Below are 1,307 nucleotides of genomic sequence, written 5' to 3'. Positions count from 1 at the left end.
CTTCTAAATATTTAGTATTTAGAAGTTATATCAATAAAAATTGCTAATTTTGTCCATAACAAAAATATGATTTCGGGCTAAGTGCCTAAAGTACAAGGTTCTGCGATTAAATGCAGGTCGTATAGGTAACGATTTAGAAATGAGCGATATGCTTGAAAGTTCATTGCTTTGTATAACCAAAGAACGCTCACTATTTCACTCGCAAAGGTAACACTTTGTGTGGAAAAGTGAGCGTTATTTCGTGTTTTTCTTCTTGTCTGTGAAAGAAAAAAGAGATTACAGTCGTTGCGAGCGGTTACGGTGAATGAGTTGTTGCCATTTCTGTTCGCACCAATCGGAAACTGATAGTCCATTGATAGTAAGAATTGGCTGACGCTTCTCGTTAGTCGTGATACGGAGTTCTGCATTCTCCTCCGTGAAGTTGCGTTTGTACATTCCTGAATATGCCGTAGCCGTACTACGTACTGCCACCTGCCTTTGGTGCATCTTCACTACTGTATCATCATCAAATCCCATCTTGCGGAGCATCAAACGAATATTAAGCAAGAGATAGAAGCTATGAAAGAATCGCTTGATAAAACCTCGCTCTTCCTCATACACCTTGATTTCCTTTTGCTGTTCAGCTATGGTCTTGTCTTTGGCTTTGACGGTATCTTGCAGGAGTATAACCTCCTTACGGATTTCGGCATTCTCCTTTTCAGAAAGAAACCTCTGTTGCTCCATCTCCCATTCCAACTCTCCGACGCGTTTTTCTGCCTTGTCAAGTTCCGTATTCCCAAAAAGCGAGTAGAGTGTCCCCTTTACACGAAGTTTCCCTGCCTGCTTCTCCAACTCCTTGATTTTCTTGATTAACTCTTCCTCCTCAAGTTGTTTCTGTTTCGTCTCTTTGAGCAGTTCCTTGTAATACTCCATATTGGTGCGGTGCTTGGCTTCCGAACCGTACACCCCTCTTTCCAGCCCGAAAGCTTTCATCTGTTCTGCGTATGTGGTTTGGTACTCCTCTAATTTCTTAGGAGTAAGCACATCATCTGCACAAAGTCGTACCTTGCCTTTCTTTGTCTTGTACTTTCGCTTGCCATTCTCAGCTTCTGTCTTGGCTTTCCGTCTTTCCCCTTGTACGATGGGGACTACCGTTGCGTGAATATGCGGAGTTTCCTCGTCTGCATGTAGTGTGGCTGCCACTACATTTTCCTTTCCAAAGGTGGTGTAAAGCCACTGCATCGTGCTGTCGCACCATTCTCCTAAGCGATTATCGCTTTCAAGTTTGAGCATATCCTCGTGCGACCCTGAGAGGATAAAGCGAAGTG

Annotated in this window: 1 protein-coding gene; it reads right to left on the bottom strand. The window is 43.4% G+C overall.

Annotated elements, in window-relative coordinates; genetic code table 11:
• Positions 1-276: 276 nt before the first annotated feature.
• Positions 277-1,307, bottom strand: a 1,031-nt coding sequence (mobV, locus tag HMPREF9304_RS01315) for a MobV family relaxase (RefSeq protein ID WP_036926033.1), incomplete at its 5' end; no start/stop codon positions are given.

The organism is Hoylesella timonensis S9-PR14 (assembly GCF_000762405.1).
GTDB classification, from domain to species: Bacteria; Bacteroidota; Bacteroidia; order Bacteroidales; family Bacteroidaceae; genus Prevotella; species Prevotella timonensis_A.
This window is presented reverse-complemented; position numbering and strand designations above follow the sequence as displayed.